Here is a 24,266-nt window from a genome sequence, read left to right on the forward strand (position 1 = left end):
CTTTCTCGCGGACCGCCGACCGCCCCGTGAGCCGTCCACCCCGGAGCCCGGTTCGCCCGTTGAGCCAACTTCCGGTCGCGGGGGACGCGTTAGGGGGAGGATGGGTGGGGACGGCCCGAAGGCGGGCCGCACGGCACAGCGCGACACGGCATAGCGCGGCACAGCAGGGCACGGCAGCAGGGCACGGCATTGCGGGGCGGGGCGGGGCGGTTACGGCAGGCGGTGGTTACGGTGACGGACAGCGGCGCGCCGATACGGTGTCCGGGGTGCCGGCGCGAGCATCTGTACGTTCCTCCGGCCTACCCCTGCGCGTGCGGGGCCCCCGTGACCCCTCCGGTGGACCGGGGCGCCGCGCCGGAGCCGGTGACGGACCGGGCCTGGGCGGACGAGTGGGTCACCGTGCGGTGCGGGGCCTGCGGCCGCCCGGGCCACTGGCCGCAGCCGGAGCTTGACTGCGTGTGCGGGGTGGTGCTGCGCGTTCCGGTCATTTCGGCCGGCGGGGAGGGGCTCGGCAGCGGCGGCCCCGGTCGGGATGACCCCCGCGAGGACGCCCCGCCCGAGCCTCCCGACCCGCCGGAACCGCCCGCCCACATCTCACTGCCCCGCACGGCTCCGCGCCCGCGCCCCGCCTTCCGCCCCGTGACGATCCGGGACGCGCGCGACGCGGTGACGGTGGCCGCCCTGTATCTGCGGTGGCTCGGCTACCCGGACACCCGCAGCGCCGCCCGGCGACCGCCCTCCGGCGCCCGGATCGCGGCGCGCGGCCTGCTGGCCCAGGTCGAGGCAGCGCTGCGGCCCACCACCCTGCGCGACGTCGAGTGCCTGTGGCTGACCGCCATGACCGAGGCCGGGGACACCCCGGTGACCTGCGCCTGCTTCTCCCTCGCCGGATATACGGCGGGCGCCCGCACCCGCGCCGACACCCTGGGCGTCCCCCTGTTCACCATGGACCTGACCGGCACGCCCCAACCGGTCAACAGCGCGGCGGACGAGCTGGTCGCCACGGGGGCGTGAGGGGGCCGCCTGAACCGTACGAGCCGGGCCGCCCTCCTCGTACCCCTTACCCCACGTCCACCGGCCGCCCCACCCGCATCAAATGCGCCACATGCCGGCCGAGCGCGAGGCCCGTCAGCAGGACCACGAGCCCGCACACCCCCGCCCAGCCGAACGCGCCGTACGCCCGTACCGCCAGCCAGGAACCGACGCTTCCGCCCAGGTACGCGCAGGTCATGTACGCCGTGTTGAGCCGGGCCCGCGCCTCGTCGCTCAGGCCGAAGATCCGTACCTGGTTGGCGACCGTGCCCGACTGCATCGCCACGTCGAGCAGCAGCGAACCCACCGCGAGCGCCACGAGCCCCACCGCCCCGCCGAGCCCCCCGAAGAAGAGGACCGCGGCGGCCACGAGGACGGCGACCATGCAGACGAGGTTCACCGCGTCGGAGCCCCGGCGGTCCACCTGCCGCCCCGCCACCGGCGTACAGATCATGGTCCCGGCGTTGACGAGGGCGAGCACGCCGACCGCCGAGGCGCCGAGACCGTACGTGGGACCGGTCAGGAGCAGCGCGACGCCGGTCCACAGGGCGGAGAACGCACCGAAGATCATCGCCTGGTAGAAACCGGAGCGGCGCAGGTCGGGCTCGGTGCGCAGCAGGCGCAGCGCCTCGGCGAGCAGCGCGGGGTAGCGCTGCCGGGACGGCGCGGTCGACCTCGGCAGGGCGCGGGCCAGGACGCAGGCGATGAGCAGGGTGACGACCGCCGTCATCAGATACGGGGCACGCCAGCCCAGCCACTCCCCCACGGCGCCGCCGAAGACACGGGAGAGCAGCATGCCGCCGATGGACCCGCTCAGCAGCGTGCCGGTGACGGCGCCGCGCCGCTCCTCGGGTACGAGGCCCGCGGCCATCGGCGCGATGACCTGGGCGATCACGGTGGTGACGCCGACGAGGACGCTCGCCCCGACCAGCGGCGAGAGCCCCGGCGCGGCGCCCGCCCCGAGCAGGCCGAGTCCGGTGAGCGCGAGGAGGGTGACGATGAGTGTCCGGTACGGGATGCGGTCGCCGAGCGGCACCAGCAGGAAGATGCCACCCGCGTACCCGAACTGGGTGGCCGTCACGACGAGCGCCGCGGTGTCGGCCGACACGCCGAGGCCGTCGGCCACCAACGGGCTGACGGCCTGCGGGAAGTAGACGTTCCCGACGGCCACGCCGCAGGTGACGGCGAGCAGCAGCACCATGCCGCGGCTGAGTCCGGGGCGGCCCGGCGCGCGCTCCTGCCCGGCTCTGGGGCTCGCGGGCTCACCGGTCTGGGACTGGTGCGGCTGGTGCACTCTCACCTCACGGAATCGGCTGCCGGGCCGGCAGGCACGCCAACCAGCTGAAGGACCGGCTCACGATCGCCGGTCGCCCCCTTGCCGCACAACCGGTTTTGGCCACGGCATACTCGCCGCATGCCCGCGCCCATGCCCATGCCCCTGCCCATCCTCCGTCCCGCCACGGCCGCCGATCTGCCCGCGCTCCAGGACATCGAGCGCGCCGCGGGCGAGGCGTTCCGCGCCCTCGGCATGGCAGCGATCGCCGACGACGAGCCGTTCACGATCGAGGAGTTGGAGCGGTACCGCAGCGCGGGCGGGGCCTGGGTCGCCGCCGGTGTTCCGGCCGACACGGACGCCACCCCGGTCGCGTACCTCGCCGGCGAACTCCTCGCCGACCCCCTCGCCGACCCCCTCGCCGAACCGGACGGCGCCGGTCCCGCGTTCCACATCGAGCAGGTGTCCGTGCACCCCCGCGCCGCCCGGCGCGGCATCGGCCGCGCCCTGATCGGGCACGCGACGGACCACGCCCGCATGCTGGGCGCGACCGCGCTGACTTTGACCACGTTCGCCGACGTCCCGTGGAACGCCCCGTACTACGCGCGGATCGGCTTCCGCCCGCTCGGGGACGCCGAACTCACCCCGGCCCTGCGACGGATCCGCGCGCACGAGGCGGAGTTGGGCCTGGACCGCTGGCCCCGCCTGTGCATGCGCCGCGCCATCCCGGACGGGCCGCTCACTCCCCGTACCGCTCCCTGAGCTCGATCTTGCGGACCTTCCCGGAGACCGTCATCGGGAAGGAGCGCAGGACCCGCACCCCGGCCGGGATCTTGTAGTGCGCCAACTGCCCCTTGCAGTACGCCTGGAGCTCCTCCAGCGTCAGTACGTCGTCGAGGTCCCGCAGGATCACGCAGGCCAGCGGCACCTCGCCGTACCGCTCGTCGGGGACGCCCACCACCTGCACGTCGGTGATCCTCGGGTGGCCGTACAGGAACTCCTCGATCTCGCGCGGGTAGATGTTCTCGCCACCCCTGATGATCATGTCCTTGATGCGGCCGACGATCTGCACGTATCCGTCCTCGCGCATGACCGCGAGGTCGCCCGTGTGCATCCAGCGTCCGTCGTCGATCACCTCACGGGTCTGCTCGGGCTCGTCCCAGTAGCCGAGCATCACGCTGTAGCCCCGGGTGCAGAGTTCGCCGGACGCGCCGCGCGGCAGGGTGACACCGGTCGCCGGGTCGACGACCTTCACCTCGACGTGCGGCAGGACGCGGCCGACCGTGCCGGTTCGGCGCTCCAGGTCGTCGTCGCGGCGCGTCTGGGTGGAGACGGGCGAGGTCTCGGTCATGCCGTAGCAGATGGACACCTCCGCCATGTGCATCTCGGCGACCACCCGCTTCATCACCTCGACCGGGCAGGGCGAGCCCGCCATGATGCCGGTGCGCAGCGAACTCAGGTCGTACGTCGCGAAGTCGGCGAGGTTGAGCTCCGCGATGAACATCGTCGGCACGCCGTACAGCGAGGTGCAGCGTTCCCGCTCGACGGAATGCAGGGTGGCGACGGGGTCGAAGGACGGCGCGGGGATGACGATGCACGCGCCGTGCGAGGTGGCGGCGAGGTTGCCCATCACCATGCCGAAGCAGTGGTAGAAGGGCACGGGCACACAGATCCGGTCCTGCTCGGTGTAACCGACGGTGCGGCCCACCCAGTACCCGTTGTTGAGGATGTTGTGGTGGGAGAGCGTGGCACCCTTGGGGAAGCCCGTGGTGCCGGAGGTGTACTGGATGTTCACCGGGTCGTCGACACTCAACTCGGCCTCGCGTGCCCGCAATTGCTCGACCTCCACCGTGCGCCCGGCGTCCAGGAGGGCGTCCCAGGAGCCGTCGCCGACGTAGTGGACGGCGCGCAGGTCGGGGCAGCGGGGCCGCACCTCGTCGACGAGCGCGCGATAGTCGCTGCTCTTGTGGGCCTGCGAGGCGATCAGGACGGAGATGCCCGCCTGGTTGAGGACGAACTCCAACTCATGGGCGCGGTAGGCGGGGTTGACGCTCACCATGATGGCGCCGATGCGCGCGGTGGCGTACTGCACGAGCACCCACTCGGCGCAGTTCACCGCCCAGATCCCGACGCGGTCCCCCTTGGCCACCCCCGCGCCGAGAAAGCCGCGGGCCAACTGTGCGACGGCCGCCCCGAATTCGGCGTACGTCCAGCGGGTGCCGGCCGCGACGTCCACGAGGGCGTCACGCTCGGGCCACTCGGCGACCGCCCGGTCGAGATTGCGGCCGATGGTGTCGCCGAGCAGCGGGGTGCCGCTGGTGCCGTGCGCGTACGAGAGTTCGCTCACCCGTAGTCCTCCTCACGGCACCGGGCACACCGGCCCGCCGCCGCACACAGATCGATGGAGGAAAAGTGTGACCCGGGGAGGCGCCGGGCGCCAGTACGTGATCGGGTTGCGGCCCGGGATGCGTTCGGCACCCGTCCGTGAACGCGCGACATCCGGGGCCCACCCCCGACGCACCCGTCAACGCTCCGGCACGAGTTCGGACGGCACGGCCGACCGCAGGGCCGTCACCGCCGCCACGACGGCGGGATGCCGCTCCGCGCCGCTGCGGTAGGCGACGGCGGTGCGGCGCTCGATGGGCAGGCGGGTGAGGACGACGTTGTCCGGAGGGCCGTCGGCGATGCCCAGATGCGGCACGATCGCGACGCCCTGGCCGGCCGCCACGAGGCGCAACACCGTCCCGAAGTCGTCGACTTGATGACGGATGCCCGGTGTGAAGCCCGCCGCCTCGCAGGCCCGGACGGTCATCGCGTGGCACAGCGTCCGCGGCGTCGCGGTGATCCAGGGTTCGTTCCGCCACGGAGCCGGCGACGCGAGCGCCCCGTCGCTCGCGGGGGCGGTGCGGGAGGCGAGATACATGGGCTCGCTGAACAGGGGCGAGGCGCCGAGGCCGGGCTCCAGGGGGTGCGGCACGAAGTCGTACTCGTGGAGCAGGGCCACGTCCAGCTCGCCGGCCCGCAGGGCCTGCGCCACCTCGGCGGGGTCGACCTCGGAGATCATCGGTTCCAGGCCGGGGTGGCTCGCCGAGAGCGCGGCGAGAGCGGCGGGGAGCAGCGCCTTGACGGCCGACGGGAAGGCACCGATGCGCAGGGGCCCGGCGGGTCCGGTGCGGAAGCCGGTGAGTTCACCGGCGGCCTGTTCGAGCCGCTCCAGGACCGCCTCGGCGTGACCGACCAGGCGGCGGCCCGCGGGGGTCAGGGTGACGCGGCGGCCCGTGCGCTCCAACAGTGCGACGCCCGCCTCTCGTTCGAGGATGCTGAGCTGCTGCGAGACGGCGGACGAGGTGTACGAGAGGGTCTGGGCGACGGCCGCGATGGTGCCCTGGTAGGACAGTTCCCGCAGCAGCCGCAGGCGTCGGACATCAAGCATCGGCGAGCATCAGTTCTGCTGACTCTTCACTTCAGTAAGGCGACCTGGACCCGCCGCGCGGGGCGGACCAGGCTGGTCGTCATGACAGACCAGACATTCCCCCAGGGTATTCACGTCCCTCTCATCACGCCGTTCACCGCTGCCGGCGGGGTGGCCCACTCGGCCCTCGAAGGCCTGGCGCGCCGGGTCCTGGACGCGGGGGCGGCGGGAATCGTGGCGCTCGGAACGACGGCGGAGGCAGCCACTCTGAGCCCGGAGGAGAGACGGGAGGTGGTCGACGCGTGCGCCCGCGTCTGCGCGGAGCGGGGCGCGTGGCTGACGGTGGGCGCGGGGTCGAACGACACGCGGGCCAGCGAGGCGGCGCTCACGGAACTGGGGCGCGGCCCCGCGCCGTCCGCCGCCCTGGTCACCGTCCCGAGCTTCACCCGTCCCTCCCAAGAGGGGGTGATCGCCCACTTCCGACGGCTGGCGGAGGTCAGCCCGGTGCCGCTGGTCGTGTACGACATCCCGTACCGCACCGCCCTCCCCCTCTCCGCGGCCACCCTGCGGACCCTCGGCACGATCCCGGGCGTGGTGGCCGTCAAGTACGCGCCCGGCGGCATCGGTCAGGAGACGGTCGCCCTCATGGCCGACCTGCCGCCCGACTTCACCGTCCTGGCGGGCGACGACCTCCTCGTCTCCCCCCTGCTGGCGATGGGCGCGACGGGCGCCATCCTCGCCACGGCCCACCTGGCCACGAGCCACTTCGTCGCCCTGGACGCGGCATGGCGCACGGGCGACGTGACGCGGGCCCGCCGACTGGGCCACGCGCTCGCACGCCTGTCGGCGACATGCTTCACCGAACCGAACCCCACGGTGATCAAGGCGGTCCTCCACGCGCGGGGGTTGATCCCGACGCCGGACGTGCGTCTGCCGCTTCTGCCGGCCGGAAAGGCGACGGTGGAGGCGGCGTTGGATCAACTGGGCGGGGTCGAGGCCTGAGGATCGCGGGGGCCGAGGGATGAGGGCCGGGGGCTGGGGGCTCGGAGCTTGCGGCCTGGGCTCGGAGCTTGGGCTCGGGCTCGGGGCCTGGGCCTGGGGCTGGGGCCAGAGAGGGGACGCGACGGCAGGGCTCAGCCCCTCCCCCGCTCCGTCCACTCCCCCTCCGACGCTCCCCCGGCCGCCGTCCGCTCGCGCAAGTCGACCCTGCGGATCTTGCCCGAGATGGTCTTAGGCAGTTCCGGCACGAACTCGATGCGGCGCAGCCGCTTGTAGGGGGCCAGCACCGTGCGCGTGTACGCGAAGATCGCGTCGGCCGTCTCCTCACCCGGCGACCAGCCGTTCGCCAGGACGACGTACGCCTTGGGGACCGCGAGCCGTACCGGGTCGGGGGCGGGGACGACGGCCGCCTCGGCCACCGACTCGTGCTCCAGGAGCGCGCTCTCCAGCTCGAACGGGGAGATCTTGTAGTCGGACGCCTTGAAGACGTCGTCGGAGCGGCCCACATACGTGATGTAGCCGTCCGCGTCGCGCGCACCGATGTCACCCGTGCGGTAGTGACCGTCCGCCATCGCCTCCGCCGTGCGCTCCGGATCGCCGTGGTAGCCGGCCATCAGGCCGACGGGGTCCGCGCTCAGGTCGAGACAGATCTCGCCCTCCGCCGCGCCCGGTTCGCCGGTCACCGGGTCGAGGAGGTCGACGACGAAGCCGGGCGTCGGGCGGCCCATGGAGCCCGGCTTCAGCTTCTGGCCAGGCGAGTTGGCGACCTGCACGGCCGTCTCGGTCTGGCCGAAGCCGTCGCGGATCGTGACCCCCCAGTCCCGCCGTACCTGCTCGATGACCTCCGGGTTGAGCGGCTCACCGGCGGCGACGACCTCGCGCGGCGGGGTGCGCAGCTGGGTCAGGTCCGCCTGGATCAGCATGCGCCACACGGTGGGCGGCGCGCAGAACGACGTCACGCCCGCCCGGTCCATCTCCGCCATGAGCCGCCCCGCGTCGAACCGCGCGTAGTTGTGGATGAAGACGGTGGCCTCGGCGTTCCACGGGGCGAACAGGTTCGACCAGGCGTGCTTGGCCCAGCCGGGCGACGAGATGTTCAGATGGACGTCGCCGGGCCGCAGACCGATCCAGTACATCGTCGCCAAGTGGCCGACGGGGTACGACACATGGGTGTGCTCCACGAGCTTCGGGCGTGCAGTGGTGCCCGACGTGAAGTAGAGCATCAGGGGGTCGTCGGCGAGGGTGATGCCGTCGGGCTCGAAGGGCTCGGGGGCGTCGTCGGCCCCGTCGTACGAGAGCCAGTCGCCAGGGCTGGCGGAGTCCCCGCCGATGACTTTCCCTGCGGAGGCGTTCCCGCCGGTGGCGTTCCCGCCGACGACGATGCGCGTGTACGCGCCCGGTACGTCGTCGAACTTCGCCGTGTCCTCGGGGCGTACGACCACGTGCCGGGCCCGGCCCCGCTCGATGCGGTCGCGCAGGTCGACGGGGCCGAGCAGTGGGGTCGCCGGGATGACGACGGCGCGCAGCTTCATCGCGGCGAGGGCGATCTCCCACAGCTCGACCTGGTTGCCGAGCATCACGACGATGCGGTCACCGGCCCGCACGCCGTGCGCGCGCAGCCAGTTGGCGACCTGGTTCGAACGGGCGGAGAGCCGCGCGAAGGAGAAGCGGTCCTCCTTGCCGTCCTCCTCCACGATGTGCAACGCGGTCCGCTCGTTGCCGTCGGCGATGACGTCGAACCAGTCGAGCGCCCAGTTGAACCGCTCGGGCCGCGGCCAGGCGAAGCCCTCGTACGCGGTGGCGTAGTCCTCTCGGTGCCGCAGGAGAAAGTCCCGTGCGGTACGGAACTGCTCCGTGGCGCTCGTCCCGGTCATCGTCATGTGCACCCCTACTCGATACCTGCTCATACCTGCTCGATACTCGAACGCGCAGTCCGGCTCCGGGCTGCTTCTGCAGGTTCCATCACCCCGGCCGCCGTACTCAATGCCGGACGCTACGGAACATCGTGTAATCCGGGAGGCGGATCTCACCACCCCCGGACGGGGTGTCGCAAGGTGGAGGGCGAATGGGTGTCGGCTGACGGGGCGAGCCGGTGGCGCGAGAGGCAGCGGCGCGGGAGGCGGCGGACCACCGCTTCCGCCACCTCCCCGGGGGGCGATCCTCACGGCCAGGCCCCCCGGACGCGCGGACTACTTGTCGGCGGTCAGCTTCCCCGCCGCGCCCCAGCTGTCCGCCGGGGTCTCGTGGATCCAAACGGTCACGGTCTCCGCCGGGATCTTGTACGCGTCCACGAACGCGTCGGTGATCTGCTTGACCAGCTCGCGCTTGAGCTCGACGTCGCGGGGGCCCTGCTGAACGGTCACGGTGGGCATGCTGAACTCCTGTGCTTCGAGGCCGGGTTCACCGGCCGGGTGGCCCCGGTGTTCGCCGGGGCGTTCGGTACGACTCCAGTCCATCGCGACCGCGCCCCGCGACCAAGGGGCAGCCCGCGACCACAGCGATCAGCGTTCGAGATCGCCGCAGGTCAGAGAGGGTAAGAGACGGACGCGGGACCAGTCAGGAAGCAGCGGGAGATACGGGGGCAGACGAAGGCGCCGCCGCCCGGCAAGCCGCAAGAAAGATGTCGAGCACCGGCGCCAACTCCCCACTCCTGAGCGCTAGTTGCGTCGGCAATGCCAGCCCCGGCGCACGGAACGGCAGGAACGCCACCCGCGGACTCCGCAGCACCCGCGCATGCGCCGCGTACACGACGGTCCACTGCCGCGCCACCCCCGCACCGATCGTCGCGAGCCGGTCCTGCAGCGACCCCTCGACCGGCCCGGGCACCGGCTCGAACCCGGCGTCATGACAGGCCCCGACGACCAGGTCGACCAGGGCGGGGTTGTTGCGCCGCGCGGTGATGGCCAGCGGAAGCCCGGCCAGGTCGCCGAGTGCCACGTCCGGCCCCGCCGCCAGCGGATGCCCGGCCGGCAGGACGGCGACCAGCGGGTCGTCCCACAGCGGCTCGATCCGCACGCCGGGCACGGGCTCCATGGACCGTACGAACGCGGCGTCGGCCCGCCCGTCGACGACCTGCTCGATCCGCTCGCCCGCACGGCCCGACACCAGCTCCACCGGAACCCCCGGCGCCCGTACGGCGAACTCCGCGAGGACACGTTCCAGGTGCTCGCCGAGACCGGTACTGGTGGCGAGCCGCAGCCCGGCGGGCGGCGCCACCGCGGCCCGCGCCCGCTCGGCCGCGGCGAGCACCGCCCGCGCCTCGGGCAGCAACCGCTCCCCCGCGCCGGTGAGCCGCACATGACGGGGCGAACGGTCGAAGAGCTCGGCGCCCAACTCCCGTTCCAGGCGCCGTATCTGCTGGCTGACGGCGGACTGGACGATGTGCAGCCGTTCGGCCGCACGCCCGAAGTGCAGCTCGTCGGCGACGGTCACGAAGTAGCTGAGCTGCCGCAGTTCCATGCGGGGAGCCTATGCAGCGGGCAGCGCCCCGGGGGTCGACGGGGCGCCGGCGCGGTCGGCGCGGTCGGCGCGGTCGGCGCTACTTCCGCTAAACCCTGAAAATTGCTTCCGCTACTTCCAGGGTTCGCTGAAGGAGCGGCCCGGGACCGGCTTGGCGATGAGGGCGACGGCGATGAAGAAGTTGACCTGCCCGATCGCGAACATCAAGGTGGCGAGCGCCTTGGCGTCATAGTGCTCGGCCGCCCGCGCGTACAATTCGTCGGACACCCGCTCACCCCCCGCGGACGGCTGGTGCACCGCCTCCACGAGCGCGAGCGCGGCGCGCTCGGCAGCGGTGAAGTACGGCGAGTCCCACCAGGACGCCACCGACGTGATCCGCTCCTCCGCCTCCCCGCCCTTGCGCAGGAACCCGGTGTGCAGAACGGTCAGATACGTGCTGCCCACGAGCTGACCCGCCCGCAGCTGGACCAGACTGATCGTGGCCCGCGGAACGGAGCCGTTGCCGACGAGCTTGAACAGCGCCGCCGACACGTCCGCCAGCTCGGGAACGAGCGCTCCAGGGTCCTCGGACATACGCGGAACCATAGGGACCTCTTCGGTGATCGCACGCGTTTCCATGGTCGACAACTCCTCAGGGTTGGGGTGCTGCTGCTTTCGCTTTCACCTCCCTGACGGATCCCGGCGGAGAGACGTGACAGATCGCCGAAGGCTTCGTACGAAAAAAGTTTTCCCGCTCACCGGTCACACTCTCGTCGCGCCACCCGTCATGGCAGTGAGTCCACAAGGACGGCCCACGAGGTCCACCTCTGCCAGGGAGAGAACAATGACCAACCCCACCCCCGCCACCGGCCCCACCTCCACTCCCTCCCCCATCCTCGTCACCGGAGGCACCGGCACGCTCGGCAGCCACGTCGTACCGCTGCTGCGCGAGGCCGGCCACTCGGTCCGCATCCTGACCAGGAACAGCCGCGAACCCGCGCCCGGCATCGAGTACCGGAGCTGCGACCTGCTGCGGGGCGACGGCCTGGACGACGCGCTCCAGGGCATCGAAACCGTGCTGCACCTCGCGGGCGGCCCCAAGGGCGACGACGAGGCGACCGAGAACCTGGTGCGCGCCGCACGCGCGGCCGGGGTGCGGCACCTGGTCTACATCTCGGTGATCGGCGCGGACCGGATCCCGCTGGCGTACTTCCGCGCGAAGCTGGGCGCGGAGCGGGCCGTCGCCGAATCGGGGATCCCGTGGACGACGCTGCGGGCGGCCCAGTTCCACGACCTCGCGCTGACGCTGGCGGAGAAGATGGGGAAGCTGCCGGTCGTACCGGCGCCGGGCGGGATGCGCTGGCAGCCGGTGGACGCCCGCGACGTCGCGGCCCGCCTGGTGGAGCTGACGCTGGGCGAACCGGCCGGCCTGGTCGCCGACCTGTCGGGCCCGGAGGTGTACGGCCTGGGTGAGCTGGTACGCGGCTACCTCAAGTCGACCGGCAAGCGCCGCCCCCTGATGCCGGTCCGCATGCCCGGAAAGGTCGGCCGGGCGTACCGGAGCGGGGAGAACCTGTCCACGGTCGGCGGCGCGTCGGGCACACGCACCTGGGAGGCGTTCCTGGCCGAGCGGACGAGTTGAGCGGACGAGTTGAGCGGACGGGGCGTGGGGACGAGTTGTGCGGACGAGTTGAGAGCCCTCACGTACGCCGGACGCTCCCGAAGCGGATGTCGTACAAGAAGGAGTCCGGGGACGAGGACGGGGACGGGGACGGGGAAGAGGACCGGGACGAACCCGGGGAAGAGGTCGACGTCACCATCCGCTCGGCCTCCTCCGTCAACTCGTCCCGCTGCGCCCGGCTTAACTTCCCGAAAGGCTCGATGGTGAGGGTGGCGGTCCCCGCCTTCGCGTCCTCCCGCAGCCGCCACACCCCGGCGAGGAACCCGTCGAGGAGGAAGACGCAGTACGGCTGGTTCCCCTCCCAGGTACGCCCCTTGTACTCGGCCGGTACGACGCGGCTGCGGTCGGCGTGCGAGAGCAGGAGGTTGTCGTACTCGGGCAGGAAGCGGGCCGGGGCCGGGGTGTCGGCGTCGGGGCGGGGCGCGTCGGGCAGGTCGAAGAGCTCGACGCCGTTCTCGTCGCGGAAGGTCCGCAGCCGGGGCCGGAGACGCTCGAAGACGTCCCGCATCCGGGTGAGCCGGGCCCAGGCCTGCATGTCCTTGACGGAGGCGGGACCGAAGGCGGCGAGGTAGCGGAGGACGGCGGAGTCACGTTGGGCGTCGATACGGGCGGAGTCGCTGAGGCCCTGCGCCCCGCCGCCGGAGGGCCGCGCCCCAGGCTCAGGCTCTCCGAGCTCAGACGCTCCGAGCTCGGGCTCGCCGAGCCACCGCTCGAGGGTGGTGAGGGCGACCTGTCCGCTGCGTCGCCAGAGCCCGCGCGGGGTGACCTGAACGAGCGGCAACGTACAGCGAGCGGCCACGGCGAGGGATTGCGGGTCGGCGTCGGGCCACCGGACGTGCAGGAGTTCGCGGAGCTGTTTCATCGTGCGGGGTTCGGCCTCGACGGCCTCGCGGGCGACGCGGGCGAGCACGGCCAGATCGACGCCGACCAACCCGCCCCGAAACGCGGTGAGTTCACGTTGGCGAGCCTCCTGGACGAGCGGCCGCAGCGTATGGGCGTCGGCGGCGGTGTGCAGGTGGATGGTGGAGCGGAGCGTGACGATGCGGACCAGTCGGCGCGACTCCAGGAGCGCGGAGAGTTCGGCGGGGTCGAAGCCGGCGAGCCGCGCGGCGAGGGCGTAGTACGGCGGTTTGACGTTCTGCGCCTGGAGCCCGACGAGATGGGCGACGGCATCCTCGACGGACAGCTCACCGGACCGGCGCAGGAGGAGCTGCCGGTCGAGCGTGGCGCGGTTGAGGGCGCGGGCGCCGAGCAGAGGTGCGGCAGCGCGGGCGGCGGTCCGGGACTGGGTACGGGACTGGGTCCGGGGCGTCGACTTGGTCATGCGGGCACGCTAGCGGGACTCGCGGACACGTACGGTCCGCGATGCGCCGGGCGGACGCCACCGGGACGCATATCCTGCCTCCGGGCCAGGAGGTGGCCCTTCCGCGACCGCGCCCTGGTCGACGGGACAGGCGTTCGACAGAGGAGGCGGCCAGAATGGCGGAGCGCCGAGCGCGTCCTACGGGGTCGACGGGGCGGGAGGAGTCGGCGGGGCCGGAAAGGTCGACGGAGCCGACGGGGCCGAGAACGCCGGCGCGGCGGGAGACGCCCACGACACCCGGGCAGCCACCCACATCCACCCCGTCCAACCCGTCGCCCGCGAGGAAGCCCTCGTGGCTGCGCATGACGCGCCCTCAGGCGAGGCCTCAGCCGGACGGATCAGCCAGAGGATCCAAGGCTGCAAGGGGCACGAAGACGGACCGGAACGGGGACCGGAACCGGAACCGGGGACCTGCGAGAACGACCAGAGCCGGGGCAGGGGCTGGGGCCGGAGCCGACGCCGTCACCGGCGTCGAGGCCGCCCGTCCGAACGGGGACACCCTCGTCCAGGCGGCGCTGTACCGGGACGGCGTACGGGTGGCGACCCCAGCCACCCTGGCGGACACGTTCCGCGAGCTGCGTGACCAGCCGGACGGCATGGCGTGGATCGGCCTGGCACGCCCGACGGAGGCGGAACTCCTGTCCCTGGCGGCCGAGTTCGACCTCCACGAGCTGGCCGTGGAAGACGCGATGGAGGCCCACCAGCGCCCGAAACTGGAGCGCTACGGCGAAACGCTCTTCGTCGTCCTGCGCGCCGCCCGCTACCTCGACGCGCCCGAGGAGGTCGACTTCGGCGAGCTGCACGTCTTCGTGGGGCCGGACTTCGTCATCACGGTCCGACACGGCGCGGCCCCCGACCTCACATCGGTCCGCCGCCGCATGGAGGACTCCCCCGACCTCCTCAAACTCGGCCCCGAGGCGGTCCTGTACGCCATCCTGGACGCGGTGGTCGACGGTTACGCCCCGGTCGTCGCGGGCGTCCAGAACGACATCGACGAAATCGAGACCGAGGTCTTCAGCGGCGACCCGGAGGTGTCCCGCCGCATCTACGAACTCTCCCGCGAAATGGTCGAGTTCCAACGCGCCACCCGCCCCCTGGTCAGCATGCTGCACGCCCTGATGGCGGGCTTCGCGAAGTACGGCACGGACGAGGAGCTCCAGCGCTACCTGCGCGACGTGGCCGACCACGTAACCCACACCAGCGAACGCGTCGACGGCTTCCGCCAGGCCCTGACCGACATCCTCACGGTGAACGCGACCCTGGTGACTCAACAGCAGAACGCAGAGATGCGAGCACTGGCGGAGGCAGGCTTCGAACAGAACGAGGAAATCAAGAAGATCTCGAGCTGGGCGGCGATCCTCTTCGCGCCGACGCTGGTCGGCACGATCTACGGCATGAACTTCGACGCGATGCCGGAACTTGACTGGACCTTCGGCTACCCGTTCGCGATCCTGCTGATGGCAGTGGTGTGCGTGAGCCTGTACTTCATCTTCAAGCGGCGGGACTGGCTGTAGCTACAGACCTCACCGACTTGATTAACTTCGCGTACGCGAAGTCCCTATAGATCCTCTCCCGACTTCCTGGGGAGAATCAGGGGAGAATGCGCTGCGCTGGGGAGTGCGCGATCACCTCCCCAACCTGCGGTTCCACACCTGACGAGCGTCCCGGCTCCAGTCGAGTACCTGCAGTTGACCGTCACCGAGAGTGGCTGGCGGGGCGTTCGGCATCGGCCGAAAACCCATTGCTCGCCGGTCGCATTCCTGGGGCGATGAGGGATTTCGATGGCGGGAGGGGACGGCTTGGCCGTGCGCGGGTTGAGGTGCGGTGCTGACGGAGGCGCTGTCGGAGGTGACACTGCCGATCCACGTGAGCGACACCCACTGGGAGAGGCTGCACCCACCATCCCTGGAGGCGGTGGCCTACGCCGTCGACCCCGACCCGTACGGTCCACCCCGGCGGCCTCGGCAAGAGATCGGAACGCAGGAGGCGGCCGCGCGAGGGATCTTCACCCCGTCCGGCAACCGGACCGTCGGACACCGTCCTGCTCGCGCCCGGTGACATGCGCGGCACCAGGCTGATGCTCGAGCGAGCCGCAGGTTACTGCACGGGGATAGACGGGAGGGACAGACCGAACCTTCCCTGTGTGGGGTGCGATCTGCCGATCCGAACGAGGATGGACGATTGCGGATGCTGGCAGGTCGTCCGACTCCTCCCGCAGGCGATCGTGCGGCTGCCCGGCCGGCGGATCGGCCCGTCATGGACTGGCCGGAACTGCTGGCCACCGGCGCACTTTGGCAACGGCTCAGCGAGTACCCGGACATCCCGGCGGGCGTGGCCCTCGCCCACGTGGTGGTGGCCGCCAGGGGCTGACCAGTAGAGGTGGTGCCCGGGCCTGTCGCCGAGCTCCTCAGCCTGGTTCTCGCCGAGCTACTGCCTGCAGGAGAGGGCACGAAACGGCTGGACCTGGCGAGGCCGGGGCTCAGTGAGCCGACCGCCGAGCTGGTGCTGGTGCGGTACATCCGCAGACCGGCGAGATGTGGCAGCCGAGAGCGGCGGCGTGGCTGTGCCCGTCGAGGCCACGGGGCCGAGTTGGTCTTCCCGCCCCATCGATCCGCTGCCGCCACACCCGTGGTTGCCATTCCGGCCCTCTGGCGAGGCCCTCAGGCACACGCTGGCGCGGATGCCGCCGTCCTGGAACCGTGGCTACGGGAGATCTACGACCGCGGTATTGACCCGGCAGCATTGGATCCTCATTGAGGTGGCCGATGAACAGTCGAGTTCGAACAAACCAATTCGCGGGTCACTGCGCCCGGTGCAGCGCGGAAGTCGCGGCTGAGGCCGGCGTACTGCTCCGCAGCGCATGGGGTGGCTGGGTGGTCTATCACCCAGCGCACGCGCCGGCACCCGATCCGGACGGCACCACGTCGGACCCCTCCGCGATGCGGCCCAACCGGAGGGACGGGGAGTGCGAGGTGTGTGGCTCGATCGTTCCGGCAGGGCTCGGCGTACTGGTGGACACCGCCTTCGGCGGATGGGACGTGTACCACCGCGAACATGCCCGCGAGCCTGCACCGCCACCCCGCCATCACCACCCGGGGTGGCACCGACGTCGCCTCATGGCCCTGGACATCGCGACCACGGGAAACCGATACAACGTCGATCGGATCCTCGGTGCCGCGCTGCGCACGAGCGACGGGACGGAGCAAACCTGGCTCATCGATCCTGGCCCCGGCCCGCTGTCTGTCACGCCTCGCAAGAATCACGGCATCTCGGTGGAGCACGCACGTGCTCGCGGGGAGCCTGCCGCCCAGGCGCTGGAGGAATTGACAACCACGCTCGTCGGGCATCTGGTGACAAAGGAGCCTCTGGTGGTCTGGCACGCCCCGTTCGTGCTGACCTCGTTGGAGACGAGCTCCTCCGGCACGGGCTCACGTCACTGACCGATCGCCTGGCAAACGGCCTGTCACCGATCTGCGACCCACTCGTCCTGGACCGGCACGCCGAACCCTTCCGCTTCGGCCGGCGCTCCCTGGAGGCCGTCGCCGAGTGGTACGGCATCCCGCACGAACGCCCCGGTGATCCCTCCTGCGATGCCGAAACCGCACTCGTCCTCGCACAGGTCGTCGCGGCCTGCCATCCCGCCATCGGACGATTGTCCCGACCTGCACTCCACCGGGAACAGGCCCACTGGAACGAGCAGTTCGTACAAGAGGCGGAGGCTCAACACCCCGACAGGAACCGGGACCGTCATTGGCCCCTTGAGACAGTCCAGGTACTGGCCTGGATGGAACACGATCCCGCCTGACGCACGGTGACTCCGGCCCCTGAGACGCCCGCACGGGCTCAGCAGGGAGACCTACAACTGACCCGGAAGGACCACTCAGACCTCAGCTGAGATCCCGAACTCCGCCCCTGAGATCCCCGCCAGCGAAGCAGTCACCCCCCGGAGTGGCTCCTGCAAGGCGTTCAGGTCCGTGCGGAACGTGTCAGCCTGATCCCAGGCGCTTTCGTGGTCCAGCGGGCTGGTGTGGGGCGGCCGGTCGGCCTCCCAAGCCTTGAGGAGGGGGTGCCAGCGAGACAAGAAGGGGCGGAGGATCTCGTTCAGGAGATGGTCCGACACCGACTGGACGGAGGGCGCCGTGCTCGGTTCCAGCCCGACGCTGTAGCGGTGCAGTGTGTCGCGGGTGAACGGGAACAGGCTGTTCAGGGAGGTGAGCGCCTCGCGCAGACTGCCGCTGCCGTCCGGGAGCTGCTGTACGCCGATGCGGCTCACCAGCTCAACCTGCAGGTCGAAGGCGGCCATCCGCTCGGCCTCGCTGACCGTCATCGGCATGCTCTCCTTCCGTACGCCGGGAACCGAGGGCCCGGGAGCGCCCAGCGTAGTGGCCATGGCTCCGAGACTGGAGAGGACCGCACGGCGCAGCGTCTCGGCGCGGGCAGAGTCACCATCGTGATGGAGCCAGGAATGGGCCGTGACCGGGTGCAGGCGGTACGGGAAGGGCGTGAGCAGTCCGCGGGCGGTCAGCTCGGCCAGGCCAGCACTCGCACGGCGCAGAGCTACGGCACGCGGCAGCTGGTCGACCGCAGCCAGGACAGTGGCCGCGGCCTCGGCGGTAACCGGCAACGGTGACAGGGCCATTGCGCAGCGCAGCACATCCTGGGCCTCGGCTGGTGCGGTAAGCGCGTCGTGCACGTGATCCGCCGTGAACTCCTCGCCGGCGAGGACGTCGAGCAGAGAACGGCCCGGTTCGTACAGCCGCCTGGCCAGGACCGCGGGATCCTGGCCAGCGCCCACCGCGCGGCCCAACAGTCCGAGCGCCCCGGGGTGCCCGGCAGCGGCATCGGCGATCTCGGAGGCACCCGCCAGGACGGCGGCGACCACATCGGGGAGCGGTTCCAAGTCGAGGTGTTCGCCATGTCCCCCGTAGGCGCGACTGCGAGTGACCAGCAATGTGCGGACCAGGGGGTGCGGGGAGGTGAGCTCCGATACAGCGCGGGGTGGCAGACCGTGAGGCACGTCGTCCAGGACGTACAGACAGGGGCTGTCGGGTGAAGGCGGCGGCTGTGGCGCGTCGGCACGTGCCCAGTGCACGCCGCCGGGGAATGCGGCGCCGAACCGCAGCGCGTACTCCCGTGCGAGCCGGGTCTTGCCGATGCCCGGCATACCGCGCAACTGCACAGGTCGGGCCGACGTCCGACCAGTGACGAGGGGTGCCTCTTGGACGTGCAGGGCGCTGTGCAGGCGCCATAGTTCGGGCAACCGGCCCGTGAACTCCCCTACAGCAGAGGGGAGCGCGCCGTGCACACGCGGGGGCGCGGAGCCCAGCCGCATGGGACCGGGCACCTGCCGCAAGTGGGCGAGAACGTCCGGGACGAGGGTCTCCGGTTCACCGTGCCGGGTGTCGCGCAGCTCCACAGGGTGGATGTGTGCGGTGTCCGGCTCGGGGTTGACCACCAGGACGCGGCGGCGCGGATCCCCCTCGCCGAGCCCCGCGAGGAAGGCGGCGGTCAGCTCCCATTGGCAGGCCGGGCGTTCGGGGTAGCCGGTGGAGTAGTACGCGAGCAGGACGCGGGAGTCGGCGAGCGCGCGGCGGATGGTGTCGCTGATGCCGGCGAACCCGGCGACCGCGGACTCGTCCGTGAACACCGTCAGCCCGGCCGCGATGAGCTCCTCATGGAACCGGCGGACGTGCCCGGCGTCTTGGCGGCTGTAGCTGAGAAAGACGTCCCACACGGTGTCATACCCTACTGTGGGGAACCGGGGAGGCGATCATGACGCAGTCCGACGAGGCGCCGCGGCGGGGGCGTACGGGGCCATCACAGGTCACCGCGAAACTGACGATCCCGTTCGTCGGTGAGGTGACGGGCCTGTGGGAGCCGGCCGACGCCGAGCGCACGGCCGCCTGGGAGCTGTACTTTCAACTGGCCAGTCGGATCGCAGTAGTTCCCCTGGAGCGGGACGAAGGTGTGCTGCGCGAGGCACTCACCTCGCTGTACTCCCTCTATGACGTCACCCGCGGGATCCTGCACGAGCACGGCCCGGCTGTTGCACCGCCGGTTCCGCCGGGCCGACTCACCTTCGGGGTACTGGCGATGGTGACGCTCAACCGCGTGCTGCGGCCGCTGCTGACGGTGTGGCATCCACGGCTCTCGGCGTACGAGGCGCTGCGGCCAGAGGGCACGGATCCGGTGAGTTACGAGCGGGCCTGGTCCGAGGCCGACGAGCTGCGGCGCCAGCTGGATGCCACCCGACAGGCACTGCGGTCACTGGCACGCACGCTCCAGCAGGTGGCCGAGGTAGGTGACCTGATTGATCTGCCAGTGCCCAGGTCACCGATTCCGCCACCGGCTCGTGCACCGCAGCCGCCCGATCACCCAGGTCCGCACGACGGTTATGGGCCCATTGGGGGCCCCCCGCTGATTAAGGGCGGTACGGCATTCTGCGGAGTTCCATGCTGTTCCGGCCCTACTCTGTCGGGACAGGCGCGCAGCATCCACATGAGCCGTCCTGAAGTTCACCCGGCAGCGGCCACGAGAGCACCTCGGAACCGATGGCCTTCATCCGGGTTCCATAGGACCGGGCCAGACCCCCGATCGCGTCCATCTGGGCCGAAGGATCCCCAGCTATCGACCGTTGAGCTCGCAGCGACACACCGCGCAGTACATGGCCACATGGCGTCCGTGCCGGCGCATCAGCTGACCGCAACCTGCACATAGCCCCAGCTCCCAGGGAGGGCACGCCAGCGCGGCCGAGGCGGCAGCCCGCTCGACGGGCGTGATCAGGGTCGGCTTCACGGGCCGCTGCAGCGGCATCCGCGGCAGGGTGACACCACCGGTGGGCTGTCCCAGATCCCGGATGGGCCGGGTATCGCTGACGAACCACCGGCACGGCACGTCCGGTCGATCTCCTGCTCGGCAAATGTGATCCGGTCGTCCTCCTCCTGCTCCGGAGCGATGGGAAGCGGCTCCTTCTCCTCGACGAGCTCCCGCCATAACTCGCAGTCGTCCGTCGGCACCCACATGTGCCGTCCGGCCCGCCCGTTGCCCCGATTAGGCACGTAAACGGGCACGCTCTCGCCCGTCGCACTGGAGAGAACGAGATCCTCGATATACACGGGCTTCCTTTCCGGCTGACACAGAGCGGGCAGGAACCAGTCGGCATGGATTCCGCTGCAATGGCCGACTCCCTCGGACAGCGGGCAGTGGCGATCGCTGCTAGGTACGCACTTCCAGACTCGGAGGTAGCGGTACCCACCGCGGATGACCATCTCTTTGCCGTCGGTGATGTCCTTCCACGGCATGTCGTCCACGCGAGCCCAGGGCGCCCGGTCGATCAGCGAGGCCGTGCGGTCCTTGGCCACCCACAGGGGCGTGATCTCGTGGTGCACGGCGTTGACAGACCGGCGATGAACACTACTGGGGCTGATGTGGTGGTACTGGATTTCCCAGCCGATGCGGATACCCCCAGGTCCGGCTACGAGGGCGTCAGAAATGGTCCGTCGGTTCCCTGTGGAAACTTCGGTTTCTGCGTCGAGACCGCATCGTGAAGCAGTCTCGACGATCCGCTCCTTCGTGGCCTTGTGCTGAGCGCTCTCCGCTGAGGTCGCCTTGTGCGTGATCGGCAGATGCGCGGCAACCAGAGGGGAGCGCCCGCCGACGCGAGCACGCCTGAGGAACATCCAGGGCGACTTTCCGCCTGCTTCTGACGCGCATTCCTTTCCCTGGTGGTGAGCAAGGCATTCGAGCAGTTGAGGGTTCCGATCGGAGACGCTGGTCATGATCTCTTGGAGTAGACCGGGGTAGCCGTCCACTCCAAGATCAGGTTTCGACAAGTTGATCTCAATGCCGTACTCGGTGTGCCACACGCCATTGGCCATCAGTCCAGCATAGGAACGGCCTCTGACATCCGATAGAGTGCCTGAGCATCTGAGGATTCGACCACCGATGGCGATCTTGGTGACCGCTTTGACCGAGCCGCCACCGTCGTGGCCATTCCCTTGCCGTCCCCCACTCGCAGGAATATTCCCGCCCGAAGTCCCCTCCGGCACCCACTGTGTGCGGCGAAAACCCGCCCATGCACGGCGCAAGTACGTCACCATCCCGACATGGACTGGGGAGGAACGTGTGGGTAAGCGCGAACGCCGCCGTAGACGGGAACGAGCAAAGAAGCAACACCGACCACATCAGCCGACTGCTCCGCAGCCGATCATTCGGGAGTACCCGGAAGATTCCCCCCGCATCCGCGTCGTGATCACGCATGACGCTTCCGAAGATGCCCAGAGGATCAGTGCCCTCTACTGGGAGATCAAGGACGACGGCACGTGGACTCGAACCGTTACCAGCATCGGAGTGCCCGCCAACGTCGGAGCGGTGGCAACGGCTCACTCTCACGCCATCCTCCTGCGCTCCCCGTGCGCGAACTGCTCCGAACCAATCCATGTCGCCAACCGGTCCTGGGCCAACAAGGTTGGCGGCAAGTACCTCGACGTCGAAGCACCCTCCTACCTCTGTGGGGACTGCTCGGCAATCCAGAAGCGTGAGAAGGCTGAGCGGCAGCAGCTCGCCGATGAGCAGAAACGTGCCGAGCAGACACGTGAGAAGCAGAAGGCCGAAGAATTCAAGCACCTGGTTGCCGGGGCCATCGAGGACGAGGAGGCGAAGACCGAGTCCGCCAGCTGTCTCCCGGACGACAACCCTCGGGCCCTTGCCCTCTACGTGGCGCTGGTCAGCTACGCCACCCGAAATCCTGGCAAGCAACTCCCGAGTATCACGGGTATCGGCGCCATGGGTTGGACTGGTGACAACGCGCAGGACAGCGAACTCCTGCTGGCGCTCTACTATTCGAACCTACTTGCCATCTCCCGGGAAACACCGCCGTCGGCCTTCGTCCTCGCCAAGGATGGTGACGACATCACGTTCCGCGCCAATGATGTCGTATGGCGGCTCATCGGCGACCGGTCAGTCGCTCAGGAGCGTGTCAAGGACATCACGAGCGGATTCAAGACCCGACTTGGCCCGCAGGGAGCCACCGCGCGCGAAGCCGTCGCCTTGTTGACGGACGAGATCGAGGTCGCCAACATCACCTCGTATCTCAACGGGCTGCTCACCAGGAGATACGGCTACCCCGAAGTCCCGGAAACACGGCGGAAAGAGCTCACGGACATCATCCGCAAGGGTTTCAACCATGGATACACCGCTGGGCAGATGATCACTTTCGTATGGCGGGCCGCCGACTCCGCCGCAGCCTGGAAAGAGCGCAACGCGCGAATGGGGCCGCCGGAAGCCGCCTCTGCCTCGGTGACCACTCTCAACGGGAAGATCGACAAGGCTATCGAGCTCCACCACGCTGTTCCTGAGTACGAGGTCCCCCGCTGGCACTCGGCGCCGCTCGCACTCAGCAGCTTGCGGCGACTGGCCGCAGATATTCGTAGGGTGTACAACCGCGAAGTCATCGAGGCATGTGCCCACTGCGACCACATTGGACTTAAGGAAGTCGTTCATCCCGAGACCGAGTCAACCGCCATGGGGCGCTGCACCCATGCCGTCGAGATCCCGGCCCAGGCGCGAGAGGAGGAACCGAACTGGTAGCCACGGGGCATACTCGCCAAACTGACCTGACGCCACCCGAATGCCGATCGTCCGGTTCGAACCGTCTCGGGCCTGCCTTTAGCCTTCGTCCACGACGCGTGCACACCCGCAGCCGGCGGCAACCGCTGCCCGGCCCTGCTGGTGCTTGCTCGGGGGCGAGCAAAGCTGAGGCAGCGCTGGTCAAGAGGTGACGGCACCGGCCCCGCGCCAGGTCGGGACACACGCATCCCCCGGCAACGACCGAGCACATCACCACGGAGGCTACGGCGTCCCCCAGGCCCGTACAGGGTTCCCCGCCCCCGGCCGCGAGCGGCAGATGCTGATCGGCGACTTCTCCTTCGAGGACTGCGACGACTACCTCGCCCGCCGCCTCTCCGTAGACGGCCGCCCGGGGCCGGTGAAGTCGAGCTGCCCCTGGAGAGCTTCGTCGGCCCACTGCAGGCGAGAGCGGCCAGTGATGACGAAGAAGGCGTTCGGCATCAACCACACCAGGCGCTGCAGGAGTCGCTCGAAGTCTCGGTGAGTACGGTCTCCGATCTCCTCGAAGGCGTCCAGCAAGATCACCGGCGTAACCCTCTTCTCGGCCGGTAGCCGGGCGATTTCCCAGGCGAGCAGGTGCGGATAATAGGAGAGGGAGTGCAGATCCGGTTCGCTCTCCAGGAGGTCGGCAAGGCGTGCGCAGCCGGCGAGCGCGCGCACGGTCTGCCGACGCTCGCGAAGCGCTCCTACAAGCGCCCCGGTCACCTGCCCGATGGCGGAGCCCATCGTGCCGGGCAGCAGCAGGGCTTGGGCGACGTCGGCGAGCGCGGACTGCATCTGCTGCGGCAGCGCCTTGCCGAACCGCGCGGCCAGGCCCCCTCGGTTGAGATGGTCCTCCAGCGAATCACCCGGGTGCTGATGCTCCCAATAGCGGCGCAACGCCAAGTCGAAGGCAGGCAGAGGCTGGCCGATAGCGGCCAGCGCGAGGCGCACGGAGAGCACGACCTTCTCGAAATCGGGACTCGCGGAGCGCGCGAGGTCGATCCGTACGGGCAGGATCCGCGCTCCACCCCATGCGGGAGCACCCCACTGGGCGGGGCGCTGCCACGGGTCGGCGAGGGACGCCTCGAACTTGCGCGACAGCGTGGACTTCCCAATGCCACCGATCCCATGGAAGACCACCACGTTGTCCCTGGCAGCCTCCAAGTCCTCAGGGTCAAAAGCAGGGCTGTTGACGTGCCGCACATGCTCGGTGAGCGCCGCCACCGCGAACGCCCACTGTGCCTGGCGATTCGTGAACGCCTCCGCAGTCACCAGCGTCCGGTCGTTCGTACTGAACAGTGCTCGCAGATCCCGACCTGGCACCGCAGCCCCCAATAGAGATCACCTAGCCGCCAACATACGTCCACCCCAGTCCTGCTGGGGAACAGGCGCCCCGTCGACTCAGGGCCGATGTCGACCCCGGACTTCACTGTGGCGCACGACGCTGATTTGACCGGAG

The 24,266-nt window shown here is 70.2% G+C and carries 19 protein-coding genes; 7 read left to right on the top strand and 12 right to left on the bottom strand.

The annotated features are described in order from the left end of the window. Positions 1 to 231 precede the first annotated feature (231 nt). Positions 232 to 1,014, top strand: coding sequence for a hypothetical protein (locus tag ACFYO9_RS11920; protein ID WP_358773487.1), 783 nt, complete (start codon positions 232 to 234; stop codon positions 1,012 to 1,014). Positions 1,015 to 1,060: 46 nt separating this feature from the next. Here ACFYO9_RS11920 and ACFYO9_RS11925 read toward each other — a convergent pair whose 3' ends face one another. Then, positions 1,061 to 2,326: an MFS transporter gene (locus ACFYO9_RS11925; protein ID WP_388666160.1), complete on the bottom strand. Its 1,266-nt coding sequence runs from the start codon at positions 2,324 to 2,326 to the stop codon at positions 1,061 to 1,063. Positions 2,327 to 2,446: 120 nt separating this feature from the next. Here ACFYO9_RS11925 and ACFYO9_RS11930 point away from each other — a divergent pair, with 120 nt between their 5' ends. Beyond that, on the top strand, positions 2,447 to 3,067 hold the full coding sequence (locus ACFYO9_RS11930) for a GNAT family N-acetyltransferase (protein WP_358773485.1): 621 nt from the start codon (positions 2,447 to 2,449) through the stop codon (positions 3,065 to 3,067). Here ACFYO9_RS11930 and ACFYO9_RS11935 read toward each other — a convergent pair. Further along, on the bottom strand, positions 3,045 to 4,652 hold the full coding sequence (locus ACFYO9_RS11935; protein ID WP_358773483.1) for an AMP-binding protein: 1,608 nt from the start codon (positions 4,650 to 4,652) through the stop codon (positions 3,045 to 3,047). The genes ACFYO9_RS11930 and ACFYO9_RS11935 overlap by 23 nt on opposite strands. A 177-nt stretch (positions 4,653 to 4,829) precedes the next feature. Then, positions 4,830 to 5,738, bottom strand: a complete 909-nt coding sequence (locus ACFYO9_RS11940; RefSeq protein ID WP_358773482.1) for a LysR family transcriptional regulator — start codon at positions 5,736 to 5,738, stop codon at positions 4,830 to 4,832. Between the two features lie 81 nt (positions 5,739 to 5,819). Here ACFYO9_RS11940 and ACFYO9_RS11945 point away from each other — a divergent pair, with 81 nt between their 5' ends. After that, entirely contained in the window at positions 5,820 to 6,719 is a 900-nt protein-coding gene (locus tag ACFYO9_RS11945) for a 4-hydroxy-tetrahydrodipicolinate synthase (protein ID WP_358773480.1), read from the top strand. 131 nt (positions 6,720 to 6,850) lie between these two features. On the opposite strand, the gene ACFYO9_RS11950 is transcribed toward ACFYO9_RS11945, so the two are convergent. The 4 genes from ACFYO9_RS11950 to ACFYO9_RS11965 form a co-directional block, all read right to left on the bottom strand. Beyond that, positions 6,851 to 8,590, bottom strand: coding sequence for an AMP-binding protein (locus ACFYO9_RS11950; RefSeq protein WP_388666217.1), 1,740 nt, complete (start codon positions 8,588 to 8,590; stop codon positions 6,851 to 6,853). 315 nt (positions 8,591 to 8,905) lie between these two features. After that, entirely contained in the window at positions 8,906 to 9,088 is a 183-nt protein-coding gene (gene dmpI, locus ACFYO9_RS11955) for a 4-oxalocrotonate tautomerase DmpI (protein WP_358706466.1), read from the bottom strand. Positions 9,089 to 9,272: 184 nt separating this feature from the next. After that, the gene (locus ACFYO9_RS11960; protein WP_358773479.1) at positions 9,273 to 10,175 is read right to left on the bottom strand and encodes a LysR family transcriptional regulator; all 903 of its coding nucleotides are present in this window, start codon (positions 10,173 to 10,175) and stop codon (positions 9,273 to 9,275) included. 111 nt (positions 10,176 to 10,286) lie between these two features. Beyond that, positions 10,287 to 10,793 carry a carboxymuconolactone decarboxylase family protein gene (locus ACFYO9_RS11965; RefSeq protein WP_358773477.1) on the bottom strand — a complete coding sequence of 169 codons (507 nt, stop codon included), beginning with the start codon at positions 10,791 to 10,793 and terminating at the stop codon, positions 10,287 to 10,289. A 205-nt stretch (positions 10,794 to 10,998) separates the two neighbouring features. On the opposite strand from ACFYO9_RS11965, the gene ACFYO9_RS11970 reads away from it, so the two are divergent. Beyond that, positions 10,999 to 11,796 (top strand): SDR family oxidoreductase, encoded by a 798-nt coding sequence (locus ACFYO9_RS11970; RefSeq protein WP_358773475.1) that lies wholly within the window; start codon positions 10,999 to 11,001, stop codon positions 11,794 to 11,796. A gap of 58 nt (positions 11,797 to 11,854) precedes the next feature. On the opposite strand, the gene ACFYO9_RS11975 is transcribed toward ACFYO9_RS11970, so the two are convergent. Then, entirely contained in the window at positions 11,855 to 13,159 is a 1,305-nt protein-coding gene (locus tag ACFYO9_RS11975; RefSeq protein ID WP_358773473.1) for a winged helix DNA-binding domain-containing protein, read from the bottom strand. A 341-nt stretch (positions 13,160 to 13,500) separates the two neighbouring features. Between ACFYO9_RS11975 and ACFYO9_RS11980 the strand changes: the two genes are divergently transcribed. Together ACFYO9_RS11980 and ACFYO9_RS11985 are read left to right on the top strand one after the other, a co-directional pair. Next, complete coding sequence (locus ACFYO9_RS11980) at positions 13,501 to 14,712, top strand: magnesium and cobalt transport protein CorA (RefSeq protein WP_358773471.1); 1,212 nt, start codon at positions 13,501 to 13,503, stop codon at positions 14,710 to 14,712. A gap of 1,602 nt (positions 14,713 to 16,314) precedes the next feature. Continuing rightward, complete coding sequence (locus ACFYO9_RS11985) at positions 16,315 to 16,638, top strand: hypothetical protein (RefSeq protein WP_358773469.1); 324 nt, start codon at positions 16,315 to 16,317, stop codon at positions 16,636 to 16,638. A gap of 23 nt (positions 16,639 to 16,661) precedes the next feature. Here ACFYO9_RS11985 and ACFYO9_RS11990 read toward each other — a convergent pair whose 3' ends face one another. The 3 genes from ACFYO9_RS11990 to ACFYO9_RS12000 all read right to left on the bottom strand — a co-directional run bounded on the left by ACFYO9_RS11990 (position 16,662) and on the right by ACFYO9_RS12000 (position 21,075). Further along, the gene (locus ACFYO9_RS11990; protein WP_358773468.1) at positions 16,662 to 16,907 is read right to left on the bottom strand and encodes a hypothetical protein; all 246 of its coding nucleotides are present in this window, start codon (positions 16,905 to 16,907) and stop codon (positions 16,662 to 16,664) included. A gap of 171 nt (positions 16,908 to 17,078) precedes the next feature. Further along, the gene (locus ACFYO9_RS11995) at positions 17,079 to 18,932 is read right to left on the bottom strand and encodes a toll/interleukin-1 receptor domain-containing protein (protein ID WP_358773466.1); all 1,854 of its coding nucleotides are present in this window, start codon (positions 18,930 to 18,932) and stop codon (positions 17,079 to 17,081) included. Between the two features lie 1,057 nt (positions 18,933 to 19,989). After that, positions 19,990 to 21,075: a hypothetical protein gene (locus tag ACFYO9_RS12000; RefSeq protein ID WP_358773464.1), complete on the bottom strand. Its 1,086-nt coding sequence runs from the start codon at positions 21,073 to 21,075 to the stop codon at positions 19,990 to 19,992. A gap of 370 nt (positions 21,076 to 21,445) precedes the next feature. On the opposite strand from ACFYO9_RS12000, the gene ACFYO9_RS12005 reads away from it, so the two are divergent. Beyond that, on the top strand, positions 21,446 to 22,786 hold the full coding sequence (locus tag ACFYO9_RS12005; RefSeq protein WP_358773462.1) for a hypothetical protein: 1,341 nt from the start codon (positions 21,446 to 21,448) through the stop codon (positions 22,784 to 22,786). Positions 22,787 to 23,140: 354 nt separating this feature from the next. Here the strand turns inward: ACFYO9_RS12005 and ACFYO9_RS12010 are convergent, their stop codons facing one another. Further along, entirely contained in the window at positions 23,141 to 24,079 is a 939-nt protein-coding gene (locus ACFYO9_RS12010) for a hypothetical protein (RefSeq protein WP_358773460.1), read from the bottom strand. Between the last annotated feature and the right edge of the window lie 187 nt (positions 24,080 to 24,266).

Source organism: Streptomyces sp. NPDC005863, from assembly GCF_042871345.1.
GTDB lineage: Bacteria > Actinomycetota > Actinomycetes > Streptomycetales > Streptomycetaceae > Streptomyces.